The sequence below is a fragment of the Paenibacillus allorhizosphaerae genome, from assembly GCF_042659105.1.
GTDB classification, from domain to species: domain Bacteria; phylum Bacillota; class Bacilli; order Paenibacillales; family NBRC-103111; genus Paenibacillus_G; species Paenibacillus_G allorhizosphaerae.
In genome coordinates this window covers 255,637-280,571 of record NZ_JBHSRV010000008.1, presented here as the reverse complement: position 1 = coordinate 280,571, position 24,935 = coordinate 255,637, and the positions used below count along the sequence as shown (strand labels likewise).

18 protein-coding genes are annotated in these 24,935 nt (G+C 52.5%); 10 read left to right on the top strand and 8 right to left on the bottom strand.

Features of this window, described 5'->3' with window-relative positions; genetic code table 11:
- Window positions 1-75: 75 nt before the first annotated feature.
- Window positions 76-2,793, bottom strand: a complete 2,718-nt coding sequence (locus ACFQI7_RS26060) for an S-layer homology domain-containing protein (RefSeq protein ID WP_218099879.1) — start codon at window positions 2,791-2,793, stop codon at window positions 76-78.
- Between the two features lie 364 nt (window positions 2,794-3,157).
- Between ACFQI7_RS26060 and ACFQI7_RS26055 the strand changes: the two genes are divergently transcribed.
- The 4 genes from ACFQI7_RS26055 to ACFQI7_RS26040 all read left to right on the top strand — a co-directional run bounded on the left by ACFQI7_RS26055 (window position 3,158) and on the right by ACFQI7_RS26040 (window position 10,190).
- Entirely contained in the window at window positions 3,158-4,315 is a 1,158-nt protein-coding gene (locus ACFQI7_RS26055) for a PP2C family protein-serine/threonine phosphatase (RefSeq protein WP_218099878.1), read from the top strand.
- A gap of 78 nt (window positions 4,316-4,393) precedes the next feature.
- Window positions 4,394-8,056 carry a response regulator gene (locus tag ACFQI7_RS26050; RefSeq protein ID WP_218099877.1) on the top strand — a complete coding sequence of 1,221 codons (3,663 nt, stop codon included), beginning with the start codon at window positions 4,394-4,396 and terminating at the stop codon, window positions 8,054-8,056.
- A 62-nt stretch (window positions 8,057-8,118) separates the two neighbouring features.
- On the top strand, window positions 8,119-8,985 hold the full coding sequence (locus ACFQI7_RS26045; protein WP_230415074.1) for a CheR family methyltransferase: 867 nt from the start codon (window positions 8,119-8,121) through the stop codon (window positions 8,983-8,985).
- An 11-nt stretch (window positions 8,986-8,996) separates the two neighbouring features.
- A complete protein-coding gene (locus ACFQI7_RS26040) occupies window positions 8,997-10,190 on the top strand; it encodes an ATP-binding protein (protein ID WP_218099876.1) in 1,194 nt (397 codons plus the stop codon).
- Window positions 10,191-10,378: 188 nt separating this feature from the next.
- Here ACFQI7_RS26040 and ACFQI7_RS26035 read toward each other — a convergent pair whose 3' ends face one another.
- Window positions 10,379-10,885 carry a DinB family protein gene (locus ACFQI7_RS26035; RefSeq protein ID WP_329958242.1) on the bottom strand — a complete coding sequence of 169 codons (507 nt, stop codon included), beginning with the start codon at window positions 10,883-10,885 and terminating at the stop codon, window positions 10,379-10,381.
- A 400-nt stretch (window positions 10,886-11,285) separates the two neighbouring features.
- Here ACFQI7_RS26035 and ACFQI7_RS26030 point away from each other — a divergent pair, with 400 nt between their 5' ends.
- Window positions 11,286-15,611: a PolC-type DNA polymerase III gene (locus ACFQI7_RS26030; RefSeq protein WP_218099875.1), complete on the top strand. Its 4,326-nt coding sequence runs from the start codon at window positions 11,286-11,288 to the stop codon at window positions 15,609-15,611.
- A gap of 99 nt (window positions 15,612-15,710) precedes the next feature.
- Here ACFQI7_RS26030 and ACFQI7_RS26025 read toward each other — a convergent pair whose 3' ends face one another.
- Window positions 15,711-16,643: a glycerophosphodiester phosphodiesterase family protein gene (locus tag ACFQI7_RS26025; RefSeq protein WP_218099874.1), complete on the bottom strand. Its 933-nt coding sequence runs from the start codon at window positions 16,641-16,643 to the stop codon at window positions 15,711-15,713.
- Between the two features lie 33 nt (window positions 16,644-16,676).
- On the bottom strand, window positions 16,677-17,999 hold the full coding sequence (locus ACFQI7_RS26020; protein WP_218099873.1) for an ABC transporter substrate-binding protein: 1,323 nt from the start codon (window positions 17,997-17,999) through the stop codon (window positions 16,677-16,679).
- 177 nt (window positions 18,000-18,176) lie between these two features.
- Between ACFQI7_RS26020 and ACFQI7_RS26015 the strand changes: the two genes are divergently transcribed.
- The 4 genes from ACFQI7_RS26015 to ACFQI7_RS26000 all read left to right on the top strand — a co-directional run bounded on the left by ACFQI7_RS26015 (window position 18,177) and on the right by ACFQI7_RS26000 (window position 20,491).
- The gene (locus tag ACFQI7_RS26015) at window positions 18,177-19,058 is read left to right on the top strand and encodes a helix-turn-helix domain-containing protein (protein ID WP_230415072.1); all 882 of its coding nucleotides are present in this window, start codon (window positions 18,177-18,179) and stop codon (window positions 19,056-19,058) included.
- A 71-nt stretch (window positions 19,059-19,129) separates the two neighbouring features.
- A complete protein-coding gene (locus tag ACFQI7_RS26010) occupies window positions 19,130-19,681 on the top strand; it encodes a hypothetical protein (protein WP_218099872.1) in 552 nt (183 codons plus the stop codon).
- Between the two features lie 28 nt (window positions 19,682-19,709).
- Complete coding sequence (locus ACFQI7_RS26005; protein WP_218099871.1) at window positions 19,710-20,045, top strand: STAS domain-containing protein; 336 nt, start codon at window positions 19,710-19,712, stop codon at window positions 20,043-20,045.
- Window positions 20,042-20,491: an ATP-binding protein gene (locus tag ACFQI7_RS26000; RefSeq protein ID WP_218099870.1), complete on the top strand. Its 450-nt coding sequence runs from the start codon at window positions 20,042-20,044 to the stop codon at window positions 20,489-20,491. Before ACFQI7_RS26005 ends, ACFQI7_RS26000 begins: the two co-directional genes overlap by 4 nt.
- A 93-nt stretch (window positions 20,492-20,584) precedes the next feature.
- On the opposite strand, the gene tatA is transcribed toward ACFQI7_RS26000, so the two are convergent.
- Genes tatA through ACFQI7_RS25985 form a run of 3 tightly spaced genes read right to left on the bottom strand, consistent with a single transcriptional unit; the run spans window position 20,585 to window position 23,017 of the window.
- Window positions 20,585-20,800 carry a twin-arginine translocase TatA/TatE family subunit gene (tatA, locus tag ACFQI7_RS25995; protein WP_218099869.1) on the bottom strand — a complete coding sequence of 72 codons (216 nt, stop codon included), beginning with the start codon at window positions 20,798-20,800 and terminating at the stop codon, window positions 20,585-20,587.
- Window positions 20,801-20,830: 30 nt separating this feature from the next.
- A complete protein-coding gene (locus ACFQI7_RS25990) occupies window positions 20,831-21,391 on the bottom strand; it encodes a RidA family protein (RefSeq protein ID WP_218099868.1) in 561 nt (186 codons plus the stop codon).
- Between the two features lie 15 nt (window positions 21,392-21,406).
- Window positions 21,407-23,017 carry a flavin monoamine oxidase family protein gene (locus ACFQI7_RS25985; RefSeq protein WP_218099867.1) on the bottom strand — a complete coding sequence of 537 codons (1,611 nt, stop codon included), beginning with the start codon at window positions 23,015-23,017 and terminating at the stop codon, window positions 21,407-21,409.
- A 239-nt stretch (window positions 23,018-23,256) separates the two neighbouring features.
- Here ACFQI7_RS25985 and ACFQI7_RS25980 point away from each other — a divergent pair, with 239 nt between their 5' ends.
- On the top strand, window positions 23,257-23,511 hold the full coding sequence (locus tag ACFQI7_RS25980) for a MerR family transcriptional regulator (protein ID WP_218099866.1): 255 nt from the start codon (window positions 23,257-23,259) through the stop codon (window positions 23,509-23,511).
- A 174-nt stretch (window positions 23,512-23,685) separates the two neighbouring features.
- Here ACFQI7_RS25980 and ACFQI7_RS25975 read toward each other — a convergent pair whose 3' ends face one another.
- A complete protein-coding gene (locus ACFQI7_RS25975; RefSeq protein ID WP_218099865.1) occupies window positions 23,686-24,792 on the bottom strand; it encodes a ParM/StbA family protein in 1,107 nt (368 codons plus the stop codon).
- Window positions 24,793-24,935: the final 143 nt, after the last annotated feature.

Here is a 24,935-nt window from a genome sequence, read left to right as displayed (position 1 = left end):
TTGGTGGCTTCGTTTTTTTTCTACATGATAGCTATGTGTCAAAAATATCTAGAACAGAGATTGTATTCTTACTACTTATTCGGTCAGCTCTACAGTGATGCTAGGACCCCCGAACACGAGAACCAATCTATAGGTAAGCGCTGGCAGATTGGAAGTGTCGATTTCATACTCTTGAGCGCTGCCATCGCCGGTCAAGCTGACTTTCCGTCCGAATCCCTTGGCAACTTGCTCGTCGAATTTGGGTCTGTCCAAACTGGAATAGCCGCTTGCGATCATGTCATTCAGCAGCAAGTACACGGTGTCTTGTCTGTTTGATTCTTGTTTCGAGACGCTGTTGGAGCTTGCTTTGAATTTCAAAACGGTCCCCACTTTGGCGGTTACTTTTTTGCAAACCAATCCCGGAGAGACCATTTCCAAGGTTCCGCTTGTCGACAGATTTGTAATATCGAGAGCTATGGACTTGAAGTTCCCATCCAACGTCTGCACAATCCCGGAAGCGATGCGGTAACCAAATTGTTTGCTGGCAACCGGCTGTTTCGGGCGCAAAATCAGTTTGTTTCGATCAATGGTGATTTCGCTCATATCGAGATAGCGGTCAGGCTTGCCATAGGCAGAAAACGTTACGGTTTCAGCCGGATTCTTCCCAGGAACGAACATGATGTCACGGTTATATAAGATTGTTACGGATTTGTAGCCTGCAGTAGAACTAATGGAAGAGGTCAACATAGAAAGCGGTGTTTTTCCGTCAGCCAAAACAACAATGTTGGTAACGGTACTGGAAACCTGCATATTTTTATCGATAACAAAAAGCCTATAGTAAATGTTTGAATTGCTATTGATCATAGAGGCCGTTGTTTCAAACCACGTGCGCACGCCTGTCTGAACCGTCGCTTTCTTGGCCGCTCCGGCCGCAACCGCAGCATCGAGGTACGGGATTTGTTCTGCCACGCCTTTGTCGTCATTCGCAGCAGGAACCTTTATGCTATATGGAACAAGATACATCACTCCATCGCGGGGGCTTGTTGCATAAACGGCCTCACCTACGTTTACCACAAGATTTTCGACGGTAGGCCTGAAGGCAACTGTATTTTCGCATCCCCCGATGTTTATTGGCGTATCGATCGGTACGTCGTTCCCTACAGTCATATTCGTTGGAGCTTTATCCATCGTTACTCCTGCAGCGTTAATCGTTGCGTCTTTGATTGTGCCCTGTCCCAAAATGCTGACCGCTGCATTCAATATCATCTTTACGATGGTGCTTTCGCTAGACGTTTGCATTACGGTGCCGCCCGCATTGCTAGCGACATTTACATTTTGAATGCTGCCCGACGGAAGTTCGATTTTTATGCCGCTTGCGTTTACATTGACCGTTTCGAATCCTCCGGACAACGTAATGCGCGTACCCGATGGAAGCTCGTTAGACAACGTCACGTTATTAATACTCGTACCATTATTCGTTTCCACTTTTGCTCCTGTTTGCAGCACCATTTCTTGCACAACCGTTTTTCCACTGGCTACCAGACGAACCGTGCCATCTTTCTTATCAACAATAACGGTTAGCATTACTGCGTTTTCCAAATGAATGCTATTCTCGCCGCCGCCATAAACATATGTTTTACCTTTAACGGTTACATTCTTTAAGTATACTTCGCCATTGCCAACACTTTTGCTAATGATGAGGTCGCCAGCGATCACCATATCCGATAATGTAACGCCCGGTTCGTTAATGGTAACATTATCGCCGTCGGTAACCACGCTGGGTAAACGAAGATCCGAACTGTCTGATCCGGAGTCAGAACTGCTGCCCCCGCTGACCGGCGCCGCAACCCCAAACACCGTTTTCCCTGTATCTTTGCCTTTATAAAATAATTTATATTTTACGTTCTCCATTTGGGCGGTCGTGGTCAACAGAACAGCGCTTTTGTCGCCAGCATCTATATCTGCCTGCGTTACATTCAAACCGTTATCAAATGTAAAGTCAGCTTTATCAGCGGATTCGACAGATTTGCCGAAGGTAACCTCTACACTCGTGTTGTCTACCGCCAAAATATTGCTTACAGTCGGAAGTTCGGTTGCAGTAACAGCTTCTTCGGTACTTGTTGCTTTTTTATCCCCGGATTCTCTTACCCTATCAACAAATTTTGCTTTGTTTATGCTGATTTCATAAGCCAATCGCGCCAAGGCTTGTCTCTCCGCATTGTTCTTAGGATCAAACCTCAAAGTTCCATCGCTATTTTCGATCCCGTTCGCTAGACCTAATTGAAACGCCAATAAAACGTCGGCCTTTGCCCATGAAGATATGTAAGCTATATCCGACAGATTCAGCTCAACCGCAGCTTGATTGGCTGCGTTTTCTAACCCTAACGCTCTAATAAAGAAAACAACAAGCTCTTCACGGGTCACTTTCGCATCAGGAGAAAAAGAGGTCTCGGAAGTTCCTTGAGCGATGCCGTGTTCGACCAATGACCCTACATATCCCGCGTACCAACTTGTTGCATCAACGTCCTTGAACATTACGGCTTTATTCGCATTTTCCTTTAATCCCATAGTTAATGCGATAATTTTAGCCAGCTCTGCACGAGTCATTTCTTTGCGTGGTTGGAAGTACCCGTCTTCATAACCAGAAATAATACCGGCCTCAGCCAAAGACATAATTTCTCGTTGAGCGTAAGATTCGGCGATGTCTTTGAACTCGGCTTCAGCACCGGATGCCAGAACCGGCAAAAAGGTGCTCGCGAGCATTGAAAAAATTAAAAATGCGCTGATCTTGCTGCGTACTGACTTGAAAAGCATTACATTCTCTCCTACTCTCTTTTTAGTATAATATCCAAAAGTATAAGCGAAAAGACCTATAAAAATGGACAACGGATATGATTATACAATATTTTACTTCTGCGTACTAGATCTAATTTCATAGTTTTTAGTTTGAAAAGCTTTCGCATCATTTGAGAGCTATGTGATTCATGTTGAATTGCCCTCATCCTCCCTTGAATCCTAAAGCGATGAAAACGTGGCACCATTCCTTACTCTCCTGATTCACCGTTCTGTCTTTAAGGTTACATAAATTAAATAAAGTCGTTATAATTAATTATTAGGCACGTACCGCCGGCGGTCTTTCAGGGCCGTACAGCCAATAGAGCGGGGAGCGACAACAAGCATGAATATTGCCATTGTAGACGACAATCCGGTCAATCTTATCGTGATAGAAAAAATATTAAAAAGCGCGGGCTACGATTCCTTCTGGAAGTTCGCATCCGCCGGGGATTTGCTGAACCGGCTGCAGGAGCATGCCGAGGCAGGCAGCATCCCAGTCGACCTTATACTCATGGACATGATGATGCCCGAATTGGACGGCATTGAAGCATGCCGGCGCATACAGCAGGACGAGCGGCTGAAGGATATCCCTGTCATTATCGTTACGGCCGTGGGGGATTCCATCAAGCTCGCGGAGGCGCTGGAGGCGGGTGCCAGCGATTACGTGATGAAGCCGGTCAACAAAGTCGAGCTGATCGCTCGCATTCGCGTCGCATTGCGGCTCAAATACGAGAAAGACTGGCACAAAGAATACGAAGCGAGGCTGCGCGGCGAGCTGGAGCTGGCGAAGCAAGTGCAGTCGAGCGTGCTGAGTCCGCCTCTTCAAAGGGATCGGCTAGAAATACGCGCCGCCTATTATCCGTCCTCCGAGCTGGCGGGCGATTTATATGCTTGGTACCGGATCGACGAGGATCGGTACGGCGTTATTTTGCTCGATATGATGGGGCACGGCATTTCGTCCTCGCTTGTATGCATGTTCATCTCCTCCGTCATGCAGGACACGATCATCCGCTTCGTATCTCCGGAATTCGTCATTGCGGAGCTGAACCGCTATATGAACCAATTAAATCGCAAAAAACCTTCCGTCAACTATTATTTTACGGCCATTTACTTGCTCATCGACACGAAACGAAAAAAAGTCGAATACGTGAATGCCGGACATCCCCCCGGACTGCTTTTCGAAGAGGGGAAAGCACCGGTATTGCTAAGCCAAGGCAGCTGTGCCGTCGGTTTTTTCGATCAGATGGATATTACGAGCAGCAGCTTCACATACGATAACCCGATTCGCATTGCGCTTTATACCGATGGGCTGCTCGAATCGATCCCGCTGTCCGATGATCATCCGGACGAGGTGCCGGAATACGACGTGCTTGCGGAGCGGCTGCGCGATAACGTATACCGGGAGCCTGATCCGAACGTGCTCGTCGATCAACTGCTCCCGGTGCATACAAGAGAAGCGCAGAGCGATGACATTTGCATGGTGCTGATCAAAGCGACATAGGGCGGGATCGGCATATGCGACCGGACCCATCGGTTATGGTCCGAGTTTTTTCTTGTGGCAAGGAGTGGACAAAAACGTATGAAAATTAAAACCAAGCTGATTATGGGATTCAGCATTATGCTGATTTTGCTGTTTGTGCTTGCGGGTATTGGCGTGAACCGTTTGACGGGCAGCGATGCCTCCATTCAAGATATTTACGAAAATCGGTATAAGAAAGTGAAGCTGACGGCGCAGATGCGCAGCGATGCCGCCGATTTGACGAGAGCCGTCGGAAACTTGCTCTTGGCCAATAACTTAGACAGCGAGAAAAAAAATTCGGACTTGATCCGCAGCCTGAGCAAAAAAGTGACAACCCAGATGAGCCAAATCGAGACGTCGTTTCAAGACAGCGAAGAAAAGAGGCTCGCCGTCGAATTGATGAATACCGGCAAAAAATATTTGGAATTCAAGGATCAAGCTGTCAGTCTGCATCAGGAAGGAAAACGGGAGGAGGCGAACTTGCTTCGCAATACGACCGGCGCCTTGCTGCTGGAAGATTTTATGAGCAGCATGACCGCAATCAGCGTATACCAAGAGGATGCGATGGACAAGGCCATTGCGGATACGCAGAACGACAATAAGCGGACGACGAACTACGTCCTCCTATTGGCCGTTCCCGGGGTGCTGCTCGGTATCGCCCTTATCCTTTGGATTCTCGCGAGCCTGACGCGCGGGTTGTCGTCGTTGTCGGATATGATGAACCATTTTACCAGCGGGGACTGGGAGGATAACGCATACCGTTATCAGGTAAAATCAAACGACGAGCTCGGCCAGCTCGGTGTATTGTTCAATCAGCTCGCAGACGACTTGCAAGCCACGCGCAAAAAGGAAGAGGCGCTTGTTCGGATCAATGAAGATACGATCTGGCTGCAATCCAAGTCGGCCAGCGTCTGGTTCCAAATGCAAGAGACCGAGTCGATCGAGGAAATGACTACGATTTTCATAAGCGAGCTTTCCCGCATTGTAGGCGCTCAAAGCGGCGCGTTCTACGTTGCCGGAAAATCTGCCAGGGAACAACAATTGTACCTGACGGGAACGTATGCTTACGCAGAGGCGAATCCCATCCCGCAGTTCAAGATCGGTGAAGGTCTTGCCGGCCAATGCGCCAAGGATGGCAAGCCGATTCGCGTCGAGGTTCCGTCGGGCGATTACGCCAAGATTCGTTCCGCCTACGGCGACATCGAGCCGCTTATGATTACGATACAGCCGATCCTTTATACCGATGACGTGTTGGGCGTGTTCGAGCTCGTCTCGGTGAAACCCATATCCGAGCTTGAGCAAAAACTGATCGATCAAATGAGCGATACGTTTGGTACGCTGCTCAATGCGCTGCAAAGCCGACTGCACAATGAGGAATTGCTGCGCATCCACCAAGCGTTGACCGAAGAGCTGCAGAGCCAATCCGAGGAGCTGCTGTCGCAGCAGGATGAGCTGAAGGCGTCCAATGAAAAGCTGGAGGAGCAGACGAGGGTCCTCCAGGCTTCGGAAGAGCTGCTGCAGCGGCAGCAGGAGGAGCTGGAGCAGGCCAACGACGCCTTGATGCGCAAGACCGCCGAGCTGGAGGTGCAGGTTCGCGAGACGGAGGAAATCAACAGCCAGCTTGAGATTACAAAGGAATCGCTCGAGAAACATGCGCTCGAACTGGCGGTGGCTTCACGGTACAAAACCGAGTTTTTGGCCAACATGTCGCATGAGCTGCGCACGCCGCTTAACAGCCTGCTGATACTGTCGCAGCTGATGAAAGAGAATAAAGACGGCAATCTAACCGGCAAACAGGTGGAATATGCCGATACGATCTATTCCTCCGGCTGCGATCTGCTGAAGCTGATCGATGATGTGCTTGATTTGGCGAAAGTGGAATCGGGACGGATGGAAATTCGTCAGGAGCAGGTGGGCGTTGCGGAGATCGTCGAATACGCCAACAGATCGTTCGAACCGCTTGCCCAGAACAAAGCGCTTGACTTTGAAATACACGTGGAGAACGGCGTGCCGCTCCATATTCATACGGATAGCTCACGACTGATGCAAATATTGAAGAACTTGCTTTCCAACGCGTTCAAATTTACGCAGAGCGGCGGAGTTCGCCTTGCCGTGCGGCTTGTCACCGATCCCAGGCCGATGATCGCTTTTGTCGTAGAAGATACCGGGATCGGCATTCCGCCGGAGAAGCAGCAAATGATTTTCGAAGCGTTCCAGCAAGCGGACGGCACGACGAGCCGCAAATACGGAGGGACCGGCCTAGGTCTGTCCGTCAGCCGCCAGCTTGCCGCTTTAATGGGCGGCACGATCGAGCTTGAAAGCGAAGAAGGCAAAGGCAGCGTGTTCACACTCTGGCTGCCGATGAGCTTTTCTCCCGCCTCCCGCGAGGCGGCGACGGCGCTTGTACAGCTGCCGTCTGCTCTGGAATCCCCGCTGCCCAATGAGGCGGTACGGGTGCGGCCGGAACCGGCGCTGGCGATTCCCGGTACGACGCCTCCCGCCGGGAAGGCGGCATCGCTTGCGGATGACCGCGATTCGGTTGCCGAGGGCGACAAAGTGCTGCTTATCATTGAAGATGACCCGCATTTTGCGACCATTTTGCTCGATATGGCGCGAAGCCGGGGCTTTAAAGCGATCGTCGCGCTGCAGGGCGATACGGGTCTTCGACTGGCGAAAGAACGGCTGCCGGACGCGATTCTGCTCGATATTCAGCTGCCCGTCATCGACGGCTGGTCCGTGCTCGTGCAGCTCAAGAACAATGCGGCGACCCGACATATCCCGGTTCACATTATTTCGGTTGTCGACGAAATCCACCAGGGGCTTTCGCTCGGAGCGATCGCTTGGCTGCAAAAGCCGACAAGCAAAGAGAGCTTGGAGGAAGCGTTTGTCCATATCCAGAAATTCCTTGACCGGCATATCGGCAATTTGCTGATCGTCCAGCCGGACGAAGCGCAGCGAAGCCGGTTGACCGAGCTGATCGCTCACGACGATGTGAGCATTACGGCGGCGGCCGGCGGGGCCGAGGCGCTTGCGCGGCTGGCGGAACAGCCGTACGACTGTATCGTGCTCGACTACGGGCTGACCGATATTCCGATCTACGAGATGCTCGACCGGATCAAGGCGGATGAAACTTTGCGCCGCATTCCGATCATTTTGTACACCGGAACGACGCTTGGCAAAAACGAGCAGCTGCGGCTGAAAAAATACGCCGAGTCGATCATTATCAAAGATGTGAAGTCGCCGGAGCGGCTTCTTGACGAGACCGCTCTGTTCCTCCACCGGGTGGAAGAGCGGCTGCCGGAAGAGAAGAAGCAGCTGCTGCAAAAGCTGCACAGCATCGAAGCCGACTTCTCGGGACGCAAAGTGCTGCTCGTCGACGATGATATTCGCAATGTGTTCGCGCTGTCCAATCTGCTCGAAGGTCTCGGCATGCAGGTGGCCTTCGCCGAGACGGGCCGGCAGGCGTTGGAATTGCTGGACGGGGAGCCGGGCTTCGATCTCGTGCTGATGGACATCATGATGCCGGAGATGGACGGCTACGAAGCGATGCAGGCGATTCGCGCGGACGAACGGTTCGATAAGCTGCCGATCATTGCGCTGACGGCTAAGGCGATGAAGGAAGACCGCGAGAAATGCATCCAGGCCGGAGCATCGGACTATATTACAAAGCCGGTTCATACGGAACAACTGCTTTCGCTGATGAGGGTTTGGCTGTGCAAATAAACGGTGAATATAACATCGAAGAGAAATATAGGGGCACCGGCCCAAAGGGGCAGTTCGCTAAAATGGATATGGATATGGGGTTGGAGCCGGAAGGTAGCAAGGAATGGATGGAGGAGGAGCGCGAGCGGCTCGAAATTCAGCTTCTGCTTGAGGGGCTTTATCGGTTTTACGGGTACGATTTCCGCAATTATGCTTATCCCTCGCTGCGGCGGCGCATTTGGCACCGCATTTACGCCGAGAAGCTGCAGAGCGTCTCCGGGTTGCTGGAGCGCATCTTGCATGATCGACGCTGCATGAAACGGCTGATCGGCGATTTGGTCATTCACGTAACCGAGATGTACCGCGATCCGTCGATGTTCGCCGCGTTCCGCGAGCGAGTGGTGCCGCTGCTGAAGCACGTGCCTTCCATACGCATCTGGCATGCTGGCTGCTCGACCGGGGAGGAAGTATATTCCATGGCGATCTTGCTCTATGAGGAAGGACTGTATGAGCGGTCCACGATTTATGCGACCGATATTAACGAAGAGGTGCTGCATACAGCCGAACAGGCGTCGTATCCGCTCAAGAAAATGCAGGAATATACCAAAAACTATATTTCGGCGGGGGGAAAAGAGGCATTTTCCGAATATTACGGCGCATCCGGAGATACGGCGGTGTTTCATCCGATGCTGAGGGAACATATTGTGTTTGCCCAGCACAACCTGGTAACCGACCGGTCGTTTAACGAATTTCACGTGATTTTTTGCCGGAATGTGCTGATCTATTTCGACGCGACGCTGCAAAACCAGGTACACGGGCTGTTCTACGAAAGCTTGACGCCAAGCGGCTATCTTGTGCTCGGGTCCAAGGAATCGATTACGTTTACGAAGCATGCCGATTGTTATGAATCAATTGATGTACACGAGAAAATATTTCGCAAGATAAAGTGAGGAGGGTTGGTATGGAACAACCGATCCGCATACTGCTGGTCGACGACCAACCGGAAAATTTGCTTGCGCTGGAAGCGGTACTGGAGGACCAAAACTATGATTTGGTCAAAGCAGCCTCCGGGGAGGAAGCGCTGCGCTGTTTGCTGAAGCATGATTTTGCGGTCATCGTGCTCGATGTGCAAATGCCGGGTATGAACGGCTTCGAAACCGCCCAATGGATTAAGTCGCGCGAACGAACGAAAGCCGTGCCGATCATATTTGTGACGGCGGCGCCGGATGAACAGGACTACTTCACCGCCTACTCGGTGGGGGCGATCGATTATATCGTGAAGCCGTTCTCGCCGCGAACGCTGAAATCGAAGATTCAGGGATTCGTCAGCATCCACGTAGCGCAAATCAAGCTCCGGGAGCAGACGGCGCTGCTCAACGAAAGAACGCGTGAGCTGGAGAAGGCGAAAGAAGCGGCGGAGCAAGCGGCGCTCGCCAAAGCGCAGTTTCTGGCCATCATGAGCCACGAGATTCGCACGCCGCTGAATGGGGTGCTGGCCATGGCCGATTTGCTGCTGGAGACGCGGCTGAGCCCGGAACAGCAGGAATACGCCGACACGATTCGCCGGAGCGGGGCGGCGCTGCTGTATATCATTAACGATATATTGGACTTGTCCAAGATCGAATCGGGGAAAATGGAGATCAAGGAAGAACCGTTTGATCTTCGCGCCTGCTTGCTGGAAACGATTGAGATTTTCATGCCGGAGTGCCGCTGCAAATCGCTGGAAATTACATCTGATATCGAAGCGGCCATTCCCGATTGCATTACGGGCGACGAGTCCCGGCTGCGGCAAATCTTGATTAATTTGATCGGCAACGCCGTCAAATTTACGGAGAAGGGCGGCGTCCATGTAACGGTGTCGCAGCAGAAGCTCCCGGCGCATCGCTTGTCGCTCGAATTTCGTGTAATCGATACGGGCATCGGCATTCCGCAGGAGAAGCGCAGCATGCTGTTTCAGCCATTTACGCAAGTGGATTCCTCGCTGGCGCGCAAATACGGGGGGACAGGCCTTGGCCTTGCGATTTGCAAAAATCTGGTGCAGCTGATGGGCGGAGCGATTGCGCTGGCAGACTCGAACGGACAAGGAGCGGAGTTTGTTTTTACGATTCAGGCAAAAGCTTGCGAAGAGCAGCTTTGTCTGGTGGCATTGGAATAAAACAGCCGATTGCGGTGGTGTTCAATAGGGGAGAGAGCGCTGAACTCATTCCATTAGTAAGAGGTGCTGAGGACTCAACGTTGCATTTCATATTTCCAACAATTAGAGGCTGTGTCGTTGGCGGAAAAGTCGCTAATGATGCAGCCTCTTGATGGTTTACGCGGTTAATGGATAATGCCGCGAATCGTTTATATCGCCGGAGCGGCCATCCCGAAGGCGGCCCATTCTTCTTTGGTTGGGCCGTAAACGCCGGTGAACTGCAGTCCGGCCTGGCGCATCAAAACGGTCAACTGCCCGCGGTGATGAATTTCATGCCGCAAGAAAATCGACAGCGTCAGTCCGTTTTTCCATGGGTTTTCGTATACACGGTTTGTTTCTTGAAGGGTTTCGTCCGTCCACTGTGTCCGTACCGCTTCGATCAGCGACCGAGTCGTAAAGCGGTATGATTGCGCGATGATATCGGCCGATGCCGGCGGCTCATTGCGCGCCGCGGGTACTTCAAACCGCAAGCCGGCTTGATCCAGCATGCTGCCGTTCGGCACAAGGTGCCACGCCAGGTGGCCGAGCGTTCGGTAACCGAGAGCCACCTCCTGCCGGAGGGATTCATCCGTCAATGCGTCTAATAGCCTTTGCGTGGCCATGGATTCGTTCTCGTAATCTTCAATAAAACTTTGTACCGTTAAATACATCATCATATAACCTCCATTAGTCGTAAGTAGTGGGGAAACGCCAACCATTCGGAATCGCAATGAATGACTTCATGTCATTACTGTATATCAGGAACGCTGACAACAGCGTGTCAGTGTTCAATCGGTCCTTTTCCTGTTTTTTTATAATCGGTCTTTGCTTATGAAGCAACCGGACCGAACGGTTGTTTTCCAGTTTACTTTTTAATACAGGCTGCGTCCAATTTGAAAATCGTTGTCCGCGCGAGCAACAAAGAGAAATCCCAGTCCCGGGAAATGCGGTTTCCTTATATTGTAAAGTTCCGGCCGGAATGGGGACGCTTCAAAACAACGTTTTTTGACGGTTGACGGGGGAACGTACGTTTTGTAATTTCAGAAAAAGGGGTGGAATTGTAGAGGAGGAACGGCCGTGAATCCATTATCGGACAAGAGACACCGTTTCGAGCTGCTGATGGGACGGGCAGCTATTTCCGCCGACATGGCGGAGACCTTTTTTGCGGGCGGGTTTATCGATCAAGTCGAAGTGAACCGGATAAGTCGCGAGTGGGTGATTCATCTGTGTATGATGAAGCTGCTCCCGATTGCCGTATACCGTACCTTTTGCGAGAAAATTCAAGCGGCATTCCGGTCGGTAGCCGACATCCGCCTTGTTGTCCGCTATGCCGAAGTGGAAATGGAAGCGATCGTTCATGAATATTGGGAGCTGGTGAAGGATGCCATTGTCCATGACCGCATATCCGCCAATGGATGGATCAAAACGGTCGAGCTAAAAGCTGCGGGACGTGGCGTTACGCTGCTTTTTTTGGACCGGATCAGCTTGGAAGTGGCAAAGAAGAAACAGCTGGATCAGCGCGTGCGGCAATTTTACCGCGATTCCTTTTCCCTTGACTTCACGGTACGACTTAGCTTGAATGAAGCGGGGGTGCGGCAATTCGACCGGTTTGGCATGCAAATACGGGAAGAAGCGGCGACCCTGACGCGGGACATGATGACGCTCCATGCTGCGCAGCCGCTGCGAGAAGACGAGCCGAATGCATCCGGTTCCCTATCGGCCCCAAAGACGAAGCTGCTTGCCGGAAGTCCCATCGCCGAACGGCCCGTTCCGCTGCAGGAGATCAAGGAAGAAGAACCGAGAATCACGGTGCAAGGCCAAATCTTCGGCTTGCAGGCAAAAGAGCTGAAGACGGGCTCGACGCTGTTCCTTTTCAACGTAACGGATTATACGGATTCCATCATGGTGAAGATATTCGCCAAATCGAAGGAAGACAAACAAGCTTACAGCCTTTTGGCCGACGGAGCATGGGTATTGCTGCGGGGCAAAGTCGAATACGACCGGTTCTCCCAGCCGCCGGAGCTGATGCTGGTGCCGCATGACGTATGCGAGCTCGCTCCGCCCCCCGAACGGGCCGATGAGGCCGCAGAAAAGCGGGTGGAATTTCACTTGCATACGGCGATGAGCGTAATGGACGGCATAACGCCGATCGAAGCGTATATCGAAACGGCGGCGATGTGGGGACACAAAGCGATTGCGGTCACCGATCACGGCAACGTGCAGTCGTTTCCCGAAGCGAACAAGGCGTCCAAAAAGCACGGAATCAAGATGATTTACGGCGTCGAGGCCAACGTTGTTAACGATGCCGTACCGATCGTGATGAACCCGGTCGATGCCGCATTGGCGGAAGCGACCTACGTTGTGTTCGATATTGAAACGACGGGCTTATCCGTAACGTCGAATAAAATCATTGAAATTGCCGGCGTAAAAATGCGTAGCGGCAAAGTTGTCGACAAGTTCGCAGCGTTCGTCGATCCGCAAGAGAGCATTCCGTATGCGATCAGCCAACTGACGAACATTACGGATGAAATGGTGCAAGGACAGCCGGATATCGCCGACGTGCTCCCCTGCTTCGTCGATTTCGCACGAAATTCTGTACTCGTCGCCCATAACGCCAGATTCGACGTAGGGTTTCTGCAGGCGAATCTGAGAGCATGCGGCGTGGAGGAGCTTGAACATCCGGTGCTGGATACGCTGGAGCTGTCCCGGCTGTTATACCCGACTTTGAAAAATCATCGGCTGAACACGATCGCCGCCAAATTCAAGGTGGCCCTCGATAACCATCACCGTGCCGTAGACGATGCGGAGGCGCTAGGTTATGTGCTTTTTCATATGATAAAGGACGCTGCGGAACGTCACATCGTGAACCTGAATCAACTCCATCATGACGTCTGCCGGCAATGGCACCACTCGCGGCCGTTTCACTGCTGCATTTACGCAACGAATGCCGTCGGAAAAAAGAATTTGTACAAGCTTATTTCGCTTTCCCATACGGAATATTTCAACAAAGTGCCCTGCATTCCCAAAAGCAAGCTGGCCGAGCTGCGCGAGGGTCTCTTGGTCACATCCGGCTGCGAGAAGGGCGAGTTGTTCGAGGCGGTGCTGAACAAATCACCGGATGAAGCGGAGCGAACGGCACAGTTTTACGATGTGCTGGAGATTCAGCCGATGAACGTGTACATGCATTTGGCGGAGAAGGAGCTGGTCGGCGGTCGGGACGCGCTGGAGCGGGCCGTTCGCTGCATATGCGACATCGGGGAGAAGCAGAACAAGCCGGTCATCGCTACCGGCAACGTCCATTATTTGCATCCCCGGGACCGCATTTGCCGGGAGATTACGATTCAAGGCATTACCGGGTTCAGCCCTTTGAAGGAGATCTGTCTGCCGGACGTCCATTTCCGTACAACGGAAGAAATGCTGCAGGAATTCGCATTCCTGGGCGAAGCGAAGGCGCATGAGGTGGTCATCGCCAATACGAGCCGGCTTGCCGATGCTTTTGAAGAGATCCAGCTGTTTCCGAAAAAGCTGTTTTCCCCGGTCCTGGAAGGCGCCGAGCAAGAAATTCAGCAAAAATGCTTCATGCGGGCAAAGCAGCTGTATGGAGATCCGCTGCCGTGCCTTATTTCGGAACGGCTGGATCGGGAATTAAAGCCAATCATTGAGAACGGATTTTCCGCGAACATCCTCATTTCCGAACGGCTCGTGCGCAAATCGAATGAGGACGGCTACCTTGTCGGCTCGCGAGGCTCGGTCGGCTCCTTGTTTGTCGCCCATATGCTGGGCATTTCGGAAGTGAATCCGCTGCCTGCACACTACTTGTGCGCTGCTTGCAGGCATAGCGAATTTTTCACGGACGGGTCGGTCGCCTCCGGCTTCGACTTGCCGGATAAGCGCTGCCCGAGCTGCGGCGAGCTGATGCACGGCGAAGGGCAGGACATTCCTTGCGAGACGTTCATGGGATTTACGGGGGAGAAGGTGCCGGACATCGATCTGAATTTTTCCGGCGAGTACCAGCCGATAGCTCACGACTACACGAAAGTGCTGTTCAGCGAGAAAAACGTGTTTCGCGCCGGAACGATCGGGACCGTTGCCGCCAAAACCGCGTTCGGCTTTGTGAAAAAGTACGAAGAGCAGAAAGGATCGGCATGGCGCAGCGCCGAGGTTGCCCGTCTGGCCGAAGGATGCACCGGTGTCAAACGCAGCACGGGGCAGCATCCCGGCGGCATTGTGGTCGTGCCGGATTACATCGAGATCGAAGATATTACACCCGTGCAATACCCGGCGGACGATACGGGCTCCGAGTGGAAAACGACCCATTTTGACTACCATGCCTTCGACGAAAACTTGCTCAAGCTCGATATTCTCGGCCATACCGATCCGACGATGATGAAGCTGCTGCATGAGCTTACGGGCGTCGATCCGCTGCGCATTCCGATGAACGATCCGAAGGTGCTCAGCCTGTTTCATTCCACCGAGGCGATGGGGGTGACGCCGGAGCAAATTCGTACGGAGGTCGGGACGTACGGGCTTCCCGATTTCGGCTCGAGGTTCACGAGGCAAATGTTAAGCGAAACGAAGCCGTCCGCGTTCTCGGACCTGCTGCAAATATCCGGCCTGTCGCACGGAACCGGCGTATGGCTCGGCAATGCACAGGAGCTCATCCGGCAAGGCATATGTACGATCAAGACGGTCATCGGGTGCCGCGATAACATCATGTTGTACTTGATTTACCGCGGAATGGACGCTGCGCTCGCGTTTCAAATTACGGAAAGCGTGCGAAAGGGCAAAGGACTGACCGGGGCATGGATCGAAGCGATGAGGCGGCATGGCGTGCCGAATTGGTACATTGATTCGTGCGAGAAAATCGAGTACATGTTTCCGAGGGCGCATGCGGCGGCCTACTGCACATCGGCGGTTCGGACCGCTTATTACAAATTGTATTATCCGATTGAATTTTACGCCGTATCGTTTACGGTCGATGGAGGCGACGGCTTCGATAGCGACCTGTGCTGCAGAGGGTACGAGGCGATTTTGAAAAAGTACGACGAGATCGAAGCGAAAGGCATGCAGGCTGCGCCGAAAGAAAAAAGCATGCTTTCCCTGCTGGAGCTTGCGCTGGAAATGACGGCACGCGGATTTGCATTCAAGCCGCTTCAGCTTTACCGCTCCGATGCGCACCGATTTCTTATCGACGGTCACGCGATCGTTCCACCGTTTTCGGCTGTTCCCGGCATCGGGCTGAACGCAGCGAGGCAAATCGCTGCCGCCGTGAGCGAAGGGAGCATTCTGTCCGTTGAAGATTTCCAGCAGCGGTCGAAAGTATCCAAGGCGGTCATCGATATTTTGTCGTCCATGGGCTGCTTTCGCGACTTGCCGGAATCCAATCAGATGTCGCTGTTTTGACCCACAATGAAAAGCCTCCAAAACCGCTTCTAAGAACGGAACTGGAGGCTTTCAAATTTGCATGAATCTTTTCGAAGAAAACCGCGCCGTTCGAGGCAGCTACTCCTTCTTCAAATAACGGAGCAGCCTGGAAGGGGCGTCCGTCTGGATGAGCTGAACCCCTTTGCCGATGCTCCAATCCCACGTGGTCTCGACGTCTTTCATGCCCGCGATCTGCGACGGCATCATCGTATTGACCCATAGCTTCGCGCCGGATTTGCGGATTTTCGTTAACGTCTCATCCGCAATCACCTTCGCGTCCTTTGAACCGAACACGAGCTCGAACGCGTCCGGCTTGGCGCCTTGGAGCAGCGCGTCCAGCTTATCCAGGTGGCTGTCGAGCATCACCTGAACATAGAGCGGTCTCGGCGACTTGGACTTCAGCCAGCTCTCCACTTCCAGATTGTTGGCTGCGCTTTTGAAAATACCGTGATCGGACGTGCCGGTTTGCACGAGAACGTCCCACATCGCGTCGCGGTAAACCCAGCCTTTATCGAGGTTGACCATCACTTTGCCTTTGGCCAGCTCCATTGCTTCCTTCAGCGTAGGCACCCGCTCGCTCGTCATAGGCTCGTTGTCGCCGCCTTGCCGCTGCTTCAAATACAGCGATTTAATTTCGGCTAGCGTCATATCGGCCACTTTCCCGGTTCCGTTCGTCGTTTTGTCCACGGTTTCGTCGTGCATCAGAATCGGCACGTGATCTTTCGTCAGCTGCACGTCGACCTCGACAATATGTACGCCCATATCAATGGCGCCTTGGATGCCGCTTAACGAATTGGCGGAATGATTGCGCCAATCCGACATGTGCGCAACAACCCACACGCCGCTGTTTTTGTCCGTAAAGGCGGCCCGGCCGATTCGTTGCGGTTTGCCGTTCGCCTGATCGGCGTTTGTTTTAGCGGGAAGGGAAGAGGAAGACGCACAGCCGACCCCGAGCGATAGCAAAAGTACCGTAAGCGTACATCCGAGGGAACGAATCGCACGTCTGTTCAAAGCCATTTCCACCTTTCTATCCACAAGCGCTTGTTATTTGCCGGTTTCCTTTGCCTGCTGCACGGCGGCATTCGCTTTTTCCTCCGCCGTACGAAGCGCCGTATTGATATCCGTCTTTCCATCGAACACGTCCTGGAATGCGTTTTTGATCGGGGCTCGGACAAGACCGTTATACTTATGCTGCAGCGTGAATGCCGACGGCTGGCTTTTGAATATGCCCTGCATGTTTTTGCCCTGCGTATACGGCAGGTCGGCGGCAAACTGCTTCTTCACTTCCGGACTGTTGATTGCCGCCATACGGCCTGCTCTCGACAGCGCGATTTGGGTATCTTCCGCGGTTGCCGCCATAATGACCTGCATCGCCTGTTCCTTATATTTGCTCGTCTTCGATACGACGAGAATGTGGGAATCGACCTGGTAATATTTGTTCGGCGCATCCTTATGGCTGGGCGCTTGAACAACATCCCAGTTCAAGCCTTTGGCTGTCGCATCCTTGAACGACGATAAAATGTTAAATGAAGGAATCATCGCCAGCGTCATATCTTTCGTGAACACGGAGTTCAATTGGTTGTCGACCAATTTGGCCGGCTTATTGCCGGGGATGTTATACACCTTCATCATCGTTTCGAATACGTACTTCCATTTGTCCGAAATGATCGGCTTTTCCGTCTTCGGATCGATGAGCGGCAAGGACAGCGCCGACGAGAAATTAAAATAGCTGTTCGGGTCGATTCCCCGATATTGCACGCCGTCGACATTGCGGGTTACCTGCTTGGCCAGCTCGATCGTGTCTTCCCACGTCATGCCGTCTTTCGGGTAAGGTACGCCGAACTTATCGAAAATGTCCTTGTTGTACCATAAAGCGTAAAACTGCGAAGTAACCGGGACGCCAAGCAGCTTGCCTTCCGGCGAATACGAACGGATTGCATCCAAATAGACTTTATCGATTTTGTTCAAGTCATATTGCGATTGCTTGATCAGATCATCCAGGGTGAGCGGAATGTCGGCTTCGATCAACTCTTCGATATACGGCTTGAAGAAAAACATGTCTGGAATCGTCCCGGCCGCGATCAGGTCGGCGAGCTGCGTGCCTTTCCCGGGATAAATGATATCGAGCGTAATATGCGGAAACTTCTTTTTCACCGGCTCGATAAAGATCCGTTCCATCTCTTCCTTGCTGTACAGCTGCTGGTTATAGAGGACGATCGTGGCCGGTTCCGTGCTCAAGGCTTTCGGTGCCGCCGCATTCGGAGCGTCCTGCGTTTGGTTCGTTGCCGCATTTTGCTTGCCGCAGGCTGCGAGCATAACGGCTAGCATGACGATCAAAGCTATCGATTTTTTTGGACTGCGCAACATAGAGTAACCCTCCTTATTTATATACCATCATGCGATTCCGCTTCATAAGATCTTTATGATTTATGGGTTTTAAGCGGTTTCAGTTTTATCTTATAATAGAAACAGTAGAAAAGTTTATGCGCGATTTGGTTTACTTCCTACGCGATTTTGTGCAGGCGGCAAAGGAGACTTGGCATATTGGTCATTTATGACGAAGACAATCCATACCACGAAAAAATTTCATATGTCAATCCGCTCATCCCGCTAAAAATATTCATTCACAAAAAGGTTGACGGGTTTTGGAATATATGGCACTATCACAAGCAAATCGAACTGCTGTATATTTTGAAAGGGCGATTGGACGTATACGTCGATAAGGATATGTATCCGCTCGGAGACGGTGATATCGTTCTGATCGGTCCGAACCAGCTGCATCGGGATATGTCCCGGGTGGTGGAATACATCGTTTTCCAATTCGACTGCCATCAATATCTGGACCCGTCGACGCTGACGTACATGAAATTGTTCGAAAGAGTGAATGCGCCGCTCAGCCAGCTCAATTACATATTCAAGGAGAACAGCGCCGCCAAGGCGGAAATCGCCCGGAGCATACAAGACATTTTCGAAGAGGAAAAGCGGAAGTCGCCCGGCTACGAGATGGCCGTCAGCATGCTGATCCGCAAAATTTTGCTCACGCTGATCCGCAACGATACGCGTCAAGTGCTGCCGTTTAAAGACCACGCGGATATGATCCGTCTGAAGCCGGTGCTCGATTACATCAATAAAAACATCAGCGGCAAAATCGTCGTCAAAGAAGCGAGCCGAATGACCAATATCAGCTATCATCATTTTGTTAAATACTTTAAGAAAGTCATGGGGATGTCATTCGTCGACTACGTGAATTACAATAAGGTCAAAATGGCGGAGCGTATTTTACTGACGCAGGATTTGAGCATCGAGGAGATTGGGGAGAAGATCGGCATGACGAACATGGGACATTTTTATAAAATTTTCCGCAAGTTCAATCACTGCTCGCCGAAGGAGTTCCGCGAAAAGCAGCTGCAGTGGGGACGCGACTGACGGAGATCATATCCGCCACAAGCCGCCATATACGTTATAATGACAGTAAAGAATAAAGGAGATTTTGCACGATGAACAACAAGATCAAAAGAATCGCTATTCCGACCATTGCGTTAAGTTTCATGCTGATGCTTCCGGCCCGAGCGGTGGAACCGACCGTCGCAACCGGCGAACTGCGCGCACTGCCGGAGTCGATGGCTTTTCAGCTTCCAGTCAACAATTATTGCAGCCCGGAGGATTCGCTTGATTTCTCGTTTCAATTGTCGAATACGTCGGCTAACCCAGCCGATATTACGCTGTTCTTCTATAAGCTGGATGGCAGCAAATTTAATGTGGAAGGCTCGTCGTATCGCGAGATCAACTCCACGATCGTACCTGGCAAGCCGTTCTCGCTTGCAGGATACGCGACCGGTCTTTATCACATCAATTTCGGCAATCATATAAAGTGCAGCGATCGCGCGTACTTGGGGAGAATTATCGTCAATTCGGGGAAAGCATCGTTGATCGCGAGAGGGTGGGTCACGAAGAGCGAACAAATCGAACCTGTAGACGTTAACAACAATCATACATTTGAACTGATGTCCCCGCCTCTCACAAGCGAGACGATTAGATCCGAACCGTAATTTATTCCATGGAAAGGGGAGATGAATCGTGAAACTGGACGCGCAGAAGTTTCATGTGAAGGTGCTTTCCACGCCGGAGGCGCATATCGTGTTCATGACAGGCGAGCTCGATTTGGGGACGGCGGAGTTGTTCCAGTCGGCGGTTGAGACGATCGCTGCGCAGAAGGACGTGCCGCTCAAGCTGAACATGAGGGAGCTGACCTACATCGACAGCACCGGAATCGGTATTATCGTAACGCTGCTGAAGCAGAGGCAAGATTCGAACGGGCTGATAACCGCACAGGAGGTCCCTCCCAAAATTCGCAGGTTGTTCGATATGACCGGCTTATCCCAATTCTTGACCGTGGAAGGAGGAGGGGGATGAGCACGGAGAGCGACAAGGAAGTGCGGTTATCCGTCCCGGCCGACGCCGAGTATCTGGATACGATTCGGCTTTCATTATACGGGGTGGCCGTACGGATGGGATTTTCGTACGAATCGATCGAGGATTTGAAGGTGGCCGTAACAGAAGCTTGCAATCACGCGCTGATGCAGCTGGAAGACGGCGCGGAAGTCAGGCTTCTCATCGCGTACGCGATGAATGACAAGGCGCTCCGGGTACGGGTTGGCGCGGAGCAAGGCGCGTTAAAGTTCAGCCGGGCGATCGAAGATGCGGCGCCGATCGAGGACGGCGGCTTGGGCGGGGCGGACGCTTCGCAGCTCGGATTGTTTCTGATGCAGGCGCTAGTAGACGAGGTGAATGTCGTTCCGGCAGACAATGGCGAGGAAGAAATCGTATTGATTAAATACCGTGAGGCGCAGGCGGGCTGACAGTTCCTATGGGGAACGAGGCTTAATCAAGGGAAACGCAACGAAACCGTCAGGGAGGAGCCTGACGGTTTCGCCATGATTGGGAGGGGGGATTCAGGCGTGTTTGCGGTCTGCGGCAACCGTGCCGCTGCCTTTTACGTCCTCGTCTTCGTTCTTGCTCTCGGATACGAGCTCTCTGGCCGACGATTTGAATTCGTGCAGCGTTCGTCCGACCGCTCTGCCGAACTCCGGCAGCTTGGATGGCCCGAATAAAATCAACACGACAACGACAATGATCAGGAGGCCGGGCAGTCCGATATTTTGCAGCATAGGTCATTCCATCCTTTCTGTGCCAGTTCGTTATTGTGCGCTAGATTTCTTCGGATAAATGGCAACCGCTTCGATTTCGATGAGCCAATCGGCATTGACGAGACTGGCGACGCCGACCGTGGATCGCGCCGTCTTTACCGGATTCGCTTCCGTGTTGAAAAACTGGCCGTACGCTTCATTCCATCCGGCGTAATCGAACTTGTTGTCTTTGGCCGCGTCCGCGGTCAAGTACGCCCGCAAATAGATGACATCGTTCATCGTCAACCCTTTTTCCTTGAGCTGGTTCTCGATATTTTTGAGAACGCCGACCGCCTGGGTCTTCGTATCCCCATAACGCTCATATACCGTCTTGCCTTCCTTATTGAGCAGTGGTGGCGTTGTACCGCTCGTATATAAGTAGGAGGCCCCGCGGGGAACGGAGACGCCGCCGGAAATCGCCGAAGACGGATTGCCGTAAAATTCCGCTTCATGGATCGGCTCGGCCGGATACTTGTTCGGCTTGTCGGCGTCGTCCGCATAGACGCTAACCGCCAAAAAAGAGGAAAGTGCGCCGGCGGCCAGTATCGTTTTCAAAGACTTGAACTTGTTCATGTGTTCGCTCCTTCGCTATTCTTTCATGACGCGTTCGTGGATTTCCGTTACGACTTTGCGCGCCGAATCGATGCCCCCGGCCATCCAGGCGGGAATGTAGCTGATATGCTCGCCGCACAGATAAATGCGTCCGTCCGGCTTGCAGAGCGTCGGATAGATCGTTTTTCGTTCTTCCGCCGAGTAGGAGCCCCATGCGCCGACATTGTACTTGATGTTTTTCCAATGGATCGAAAAGGAAGCCTCAAACTCTTGATAAAATTGCGGATGAATTTTCGAGCCTTGGCTGAGCGCATAATTTTCACGCTCGGCAGTCGACATTTTGCCGATTTTGTCGGCATTGGCGCCGGTGACGTAATAGCCGAGGAGTACGCCCTTTTTCCCGAAATAGCCTGTCGGTGGATAATACATTTGCGCGATGTCCATATTCGTCAGCGAGCTGCCGCCGTAGATGTGCTCGTCTTCTTCCCAGAACCGGCGCTTGAATTGAAGGCCGATTTTACCTGCGGAAGCATACGTGACCTTCCCGATCGCATCCACCATTTCCGTGGAAAAGTCGGCGGGGATCGTTTTCAGCACAGAAAGTGGGATGGTGCATATGCAGTACTCACCGGCGATTTCTGTAGTCGTTCCGGTCTTCGTGTTCGTATACACGATGCGTACGCCGCTTTCGTTTTGCCGGATCTCCTTCACTTCCGAGTTGAATTCGATCGCGTGTCCGACGCGTTTCTCGAATGCCTGGGGAATGGCGTCGATGCCGCCGATGGGGTGGAACATCATCATTTGCTGGTCGTACGAGTATTCGCTCGCGAAAAAGTTGCCGAAGCCCGATGTGATGATGGACTTCATATCGAACGGGTCGCGCCTTACCCCGGCATCCAGCTTGCCGCCCGGCTCCTCGATATACCCGCCGCGTTCGGAGCCTTTATAGAACAGATCGGCATTCAGATCGCCTTCCCGCTTCAAGTAGTCGACCAACTTCAGCTTCTCGTCCGGCGTTAGCGGCAAATCGAGCGTGTTTTGGTTGACCGCCTTGGCGAGCATTTCGGCTACATAGCCGCGAACATCCGCTTTCGCCTCGCGTTTTCTCACTTTTTTACCGGACAGCGAACCGACGTTTTCATTGTAATAATAGCCGTGCTCGTTGACGTTATTGAACGGTTCGACGGCCACGCCGAATTTGCGGCAATAGTCCATCGTGGAGTGGAACTGCGGTATCCGCATCGGGCCGGCGTTCACGTACATCGATTCTCCTTCGTCGAACCTTGCGACCTGCTTGACGCCGCCGATCTCCGTCTCCGACGTGCCTCGTCTAACGGTCCAGATGCGTCCGCCCGAACGGGATCTTGCTTCGAGAATGGTGCAATCGTAGCCGGCTAATCCAAGCTCGTAGGCCGCTGTCATCCCGGCGATGCCGGCGCCGAGAATAATCACTTTTTTCCCTTTCCGGTGCGCGGAGGTTAAGTCTCCCTGATTCGGAGGGTTGAATTCGGCCGCCTTCAGCGTTTCGGGCGAGAGCAATCCGAGCGTGCCCATCATGCTGAATACGGCTGCGGTTCCGCCGATTTTCCCAACCTTCGTCAGAAACTGTCTTCGGGTCATTTCCATTACCGGTTCCTTTTTGTCCATTCGCCTCTGCTCCTTTACACCAAGTGTGGTCGCCTCATAACGTAAATCGTAGCAGAGATTTTATCGTTTGACTTCAAATGTGTAAGAATTCCTTACACGAAAATTTTGTCGAACGAAAATAATTGCTATTTTTATGCGTCTCTTGCTAAGATGAGGGGGTGGATACGAATCAAAAGCATCTCTTTTCATCGGATCGTTCGTCTTTAACTGTAAAATACATTACATATGAGGTGAATGGTATGGAAGAGAAAGTGATGAACATCGGGGTTGTACGGGAGTTGACCGGATTATCCGAGCGGCAAATTCGTTATTACGAGGAGCGCAAGCTCATTTTTCCCGAGCGGACGAAAGGTGGGGTTCGGAAATATTCGTTTGAAGACGTGAAGCGAATTCAGGAAATTCATCAAAAGCTGCAGGACGGATTCCGGACATTGGAATTGAAAAAGAAGCCGTTTGTAGGACAGCAAGTCCGGTTAAGCGGCAACGGCGGTTAAAGATTGGATGAAAGGGGGTATCCGGTAATGAGCGCGGCAGGATGGCCGTTCGTGTCGATCGCCGGGCGAGGATGCATTACGTCAATTCCTGTATCACACCGGAAATTGCGGCCGGATTGCATAGTGATCATAGAATGACCCCGCCGGGATGCGTTCCGGACGGGGTCATTCGTTTTAGGTCGTGATTTCCGCGAAAGCGCCTTGGTTCATTCGGCTTCGGGCCACTTTCACATACCCGAGCACGTTCTGCAGCTCGCTGTCCGGCACGAAGCGCAGCTTGATCGGACCGGCCGCTTCGAGCAAATAAGGCTTCAGCGCCGCCGCTCCGCCGCCGATGACGTAGAAGCACTGGATGTCAGGGCATTTTTTCCAACGCTTCTTGATCAGGTCGACAATGCGGACGGCCGCTCGGGAGAAATAAGTATCCACGATCGGCTTCATCGTGGCTTGCCCCTCGCCGATGCGCTGAATGACGTAATCCCGCTGCTTGATCCGCTGCGCCAGCTTGGCGCGGCTCGGAAACGTATACCCGAACTGATCCTCGACCTCGCGCATGATCGGGTCCAAATAATTGGCCAGCCCCATCTGTTCGCCGTAACTGAAATGGTTGTCGATGGCCATGCGCCGAATGACCGGCAGGTCCGTCGTAAGGGCGCCGATCTCGCAGACCCCGATCACCCCGCCGTAAATTTCCTCGTCGCGCACCTGTAAATTATCGTGTGTGGCGAGATTGAAAATCGCCGCGGCTCCCTCGATGGAGACGACCGCTTTGCGTATGCGGAGCTTCACTTTGCGGCCGCGCAGCTGCGGCGTCGAATGGAAGACGACTTCGTGCTCGCCGACCAGCCGCTGCTCGAACGACTCGCGGTATTTGGCATACGTGCGTACCGGCAGCCCCGTTCCGATGACCAGCTCGACCTCATCGGTCTGCGAATAGGTGGGGGGGCTGTAGGACGGGCCGGTGATTCCGGAGTACGCCAGCGCCGTCAGAGCGACGATCAGCGATTGATCGGACAGCGCCTTATTATCCGTTTCCTCCAGCTCGCTGTTGTCCTCCAGCTCCGTCGCCAGTTGGCCGACGAACCAGCGGCGGTTATTTAATGTCAGCGAGGGACTGTATACCGTAACATCCAGCGCTTTCTGCGGAGCGTCCTCTTCTTGAAAAATATGTCGATCATAGCCCGGCGTTACGATATTCGGTACCGTTATCGGCTCATTCGAGCCGTCATACGCGATTTTGATGCTGTCATTGCCCAAATCTATGCCAGCAAGCCTCATCATTTTGCTCCTCTCCAATGTCAAAAAAATGCCTCGATATACCTACTAATTTCGATTTTTACCGGTAGAATCCTCTGCTACTATTTTCCTATTTTTCGTTAGTTCGACAAAAAACGAAAGGGAATTTCGGGAAAATGGAGAATATG

Coding starts and splice junctions, on each gene's coding strand:
- ACFQI7_RS26060 (WP_218099879.1), bottom strand. CDS start 2,793: ATGCTTTTCAAGTCAGTACGCAGCAAGATCAGCGCATTTTTAATTTTT.
- ACFQI7_RS26055 (WP_218099878.1), top strand. CDS start 3,158: ATGAATATTGCCATTGTAGACGACAATCCGGTCAATCTTATCGTGATA.
- ACFQI7_RS26050 (WP_218099877.1), top strand. CDS start 4,394: ATGAAAATTAAAACCAAGCTGATTATGGGATTCAGCATTATGCTGATT.
- ACFQI7_RS26045 (WP_230415074.1), top strand. CDS start 8,119: ATGGATATGGATATGGGGTTGGAGCCGGAAGGTAGCAAGGAATGGATG.
- ACFQI7_RS26040 (WP_218099876.1), top strand. CDS start 8,997: ATGGAACAACCGATCCGCATACTGCTGGTCGACGACCAACCGGAAAAT.
- ACFQI7_RS26035 (WP_329958242.1), bottom strand. CDS start 10,885: ATGATGATGTATTTAACGGTACAAAGTTTTATTGAAGATTACGAGAAC.
- ACFQI7_RS26020 (WP_218099873.1), bottom strand. CDS start 17,999: ATGTTGCGCAGTCCAAAAAAATCGATAGCTTTGATCGTCATGCTAGCC.
- ACFQI7_RS26010 (WP_218099872.1), top strand. CDS start 19,130: ATGAACAACAAGATCAAAAGAATCGCTATTCCGACCATTGCGTTAAGT.
- ACFQI7_RS26000 (WP_218099870.1), top strand. CDS start 20,042: ATGAGCACGGAGAGCGACAAGGAAGTGCGGTTATCCGTCCCGGCCGAC.
- tatA (WP_218099869.1), bottom strand. CDS start 20,800: ATGCTGCAAAATATCGGACTGCCCGGCCTCCTGATCATTGTCGTTGTC.
- ACFQI7_RS25990 (WP_218099868.1), bottom strand. CDS start 21,391: ATGAACAAGTTCAAGTCTTTGAAAACGATACTGGCCGCCGGCGCACTT.
- ACFQI7_RS25985 (WP_218099867.1), bottom strand. CDS start 23,017: ATGGACAAAAAGGAACCGGTAATGGAAATGACCCGAAGACAGTTTCTG.
- ACFQI7_RS25980 (WP_218099866.1), top strand. CDS start 23,257: ATGGAAGAGAAAGTGATGAACATCGGGGTTGTACGGGAGTTGACCGGA.
- ACFQI7_RS25975 (WP_218099865.1), bottom strand. CDS start 24,792: ATGATGAGGCTTGCTGGCATAGATTTGGGCAATGACAGCATCAAAATC.